Source organism: Pseudoduganella sp. GW821-FHT11H04, from assembly GCF_058807935.1.
On the sequence record NZ_JBXARE010000030.1, the window covers coordinates 1 to 2714 of the forward strand.

The 2714-nt window shown below is 56.2% G+C and carries 2 protein-coding genes and 2 riboswitches; both genes read left to right on the top strand.

The annotated features are described in order from the left end of the window. On the top strand, positions 1–210 hold a 210-nt coding region (locus AC1RTP_RS28475), incomplete at its 5' end, for an Ig-like domain-containing protein (RefSeq protein WP_498612017.1). A 226-nt stretch (positions 211–436) separates the two neighbouring features. Further along, a riboswitch (cyclic di-GMP riboswitch) is annotated at positions 437–523 on the top strand. Between the two features lie 118 nt (positions 524–641). After that, positions 642–2432: a S8 family serine peptidase gene (locus tag AC1RTP_RS28480; protein WP_498612018.1), complete on the top strand. Its 1791-nt coding sequence runs from the start codon at positions 642–644 to the stop codon at positions 2430–2432. A 224-nt stretch (positions 2433–2656) separates the two neighbouring features. Next, a riboswitch (cyclic di-GMP riboswitch) is annotated at positions 2657–2714 on the top strand. This riboswitch is flagged as partial in the annotation.

The following is a 2714-nucleotide window of genomic DNA, read 5'->3' on the forward strand; positions in this document are numbered from 1 at the left end:
GTGAACGTGAGCGCTTCGGACAACAACGGCTCCGCCGGCATCAGCATGAGCGTCTACATCGACGGCCAGCTGAAGGCCTCGGGCTCGGGCTCCTCCATGTCTTACACCTGGAATTCCCGCAAGGCCAGCGCCGGCGCCCATACCATCCAGGCGGTCGCCCGCGATGCAGCCGGCAACACCTCCACCACCAATGTTCAGGTTACCCGTTAATCAATTAGTTAATAAAGAACCCTGTTTTAGCCCGGCTATTGCCGGGCTTTCTTTTATTTAATTTCATTATTGCGACTTCGAAAGGAGATGTGATAATAGGAAATAATCCAAGTCATTGAATTAACGAAGGTTTCATAAAATCCAGACTTATTTGAGACATTCAAAAAAAGTTTTAAAAATCCGCTTGCCACCCGGCAATTAACGACATAAGATTCCGTACAGCAAGATCTGAAAAGGGCAAACCACTGGAAACGGTGGGACGCAAAGTCATCGGTCTAAAGAGCTTCGGCTCCATGACGGCAGGACTGCCAGACAAAAGTATCCCTTCTGCATGGGCATTCGTGCCTGTGCGGGTTGTGATGCAGTCTTCTACCGGCTTCTGCCGGCGGGCAGTCCTCGTTTTTTAATTTTGAAAACAGGGACTCCCACAAATGAAAACCATCACCACCTTCTCCGCAGCAATCGCAACCGCCATCGCCTCCATGGCAGCCCCAGCTTTCGCTGCACAAGGCGACAATTTCGCTGCTGGCCGCATCATCGTGGAACCACGTTCCGGCCTGACCGTTGAAGAATTCTCCAAATCGCTGAAAGACAACGGTGCCGGCAAGGCTATGAAGATTGGCCAGAGCAACATCCACGTGATCGACGTGCCGCAAGGCTCGGAAAAGGCGCTCGTCAACAAGCTGAAGCACAACCCGCACTACAAGTTCGTTGAGCTGGACCAACGCATTGAAATTACCGCCACCGCCAACGACCCATACCTGGGCAGCGAGTGGCATATCGCCAAGATTGGCGCCAACACTGCATGGGACAAATCCCAAGGCGCGGGCGTGACCATCGCCATCCTGGATTCGGGTGTCGATGCCTCCCACCCTGACCTGGCAGCACGCCTGGTTCCTGGCTACAACACCAGCAACAACAACACCGACACCAGCGATATCTGCGGCCATGGCACTTCCGTCGCCGGCGCGGCTGCTGCCGCCCTGAACAACAGCGTAGGCGTAGCCGGTGTCGCTGGCGCCGCGAAGATCATGCCAGTGCGTATCGCCACCCTGGTCAACGGCGCTTGCTACGGCTACTTCTCCACCATCGCCAGCGGCATTACCTACGCTGCCGACCACGGCGCACGTATCGCCAACGTCAGCTACGCCTCGCTGCCAAGCAGCGCGGCAGTGATCAGCGCTGCGAACTATATGAAGAGCAAGGGCGGCCTGGTGTTCGTCTCCGCTGGTAACTACAACCGTGACGAAGGCTTCACCCCGACCGATTCCATGATTGCAGTCTCGGCAACCGACTCGAATGACAACCGTTCCAGCTTCTCCAGCTACGGCGCCTTCGTCTCGCTGTCTGCGCCAGGCTCCGGCATTTACAGCACCACCAAAGGCGGCGGCTACAGCGCCGTCAGCGGCACCTCCTTCTCCAGCCCGGTGGCCGCTGCCGTTGCCGCGCTGGTGATGTCGGCTAACCCATCGCTGAGCGGGACCCAAGTGCAGAACATCCTGTTCAACACCGCCGTCGACCTGGGTACTGCTGGCCGCGACATTTATTTCGGTTACGGCCGTGTGAATGCCGCTGCTGCTGTGGCTGCAGCAGGCGGTAGCAGCACTCCGACCGCTCCGACGACTCCGACCGTCCCGTCTGACACCACCAAGCCGACCGTTGCAATCGCCAGCCCAAGCGCAAACGGCACCGTTTCCGGCACCGCGACTGTGACTGTCAACGCGTCCGACAACGTGGGTGTCACCCGTGTTGACCTGAAAGTTGGCAACACTGTGGTTGCTTCGGATACCGCCGCTCCATTCGCCTTCGCCTGGGATACCAAAGGCGTTGCGAACGGTATGGCATCCCTGACCGCGGTGGCTTACGATGCTGCCGGCAACGTGCAATCGTCCTCGCCTGTTTCGGTGAACGTCGCCAACGCCACCACCACCGTGCCTTCGACTGACACCACCCCACCATCCGTTCACGTGATCAACCCAGCAACTGGCAGCACCGTAACCGGCAACGTCACCGTGACCATCAACGCAACCGATAACAGCGGCGCAGCTGGCATCACCACGGTCCTGTCCATCGACAACGTGGTCGTTGCAACCGGCACCGGCTCGACCATGTCCTACGTCTGGAACACCACCAACGTCGCAGCTGGCAAGCACATTGTGTCCGCTACCTCCAGCGACGTGGCTGGCAACAAAGCCACCTGGGCAGTCAGCGTGACCCGCTAATCAGTTAATACCCCCTCCCCTATTAAGCCCGGCATGTGCCGGGCTTTTTTTATTTAATGTCATTATTGAGACTTCGAAAGTAAAAGTAACTATAAGAAATATATTCGTGATATTTGAAATAACGACTATTTCTTAAATTCTAGACATAATCGCGACAGTCAAAAAAACTATTTAAAATTCGCTTGCCACACAGCAATTCGTTGCTTATAGTTCCGTACAGCAAGATCTGAAAAGGGCAAACCACTGGAAACGGTGGGACGCAAAGTCATCGGTCTAAAGAGC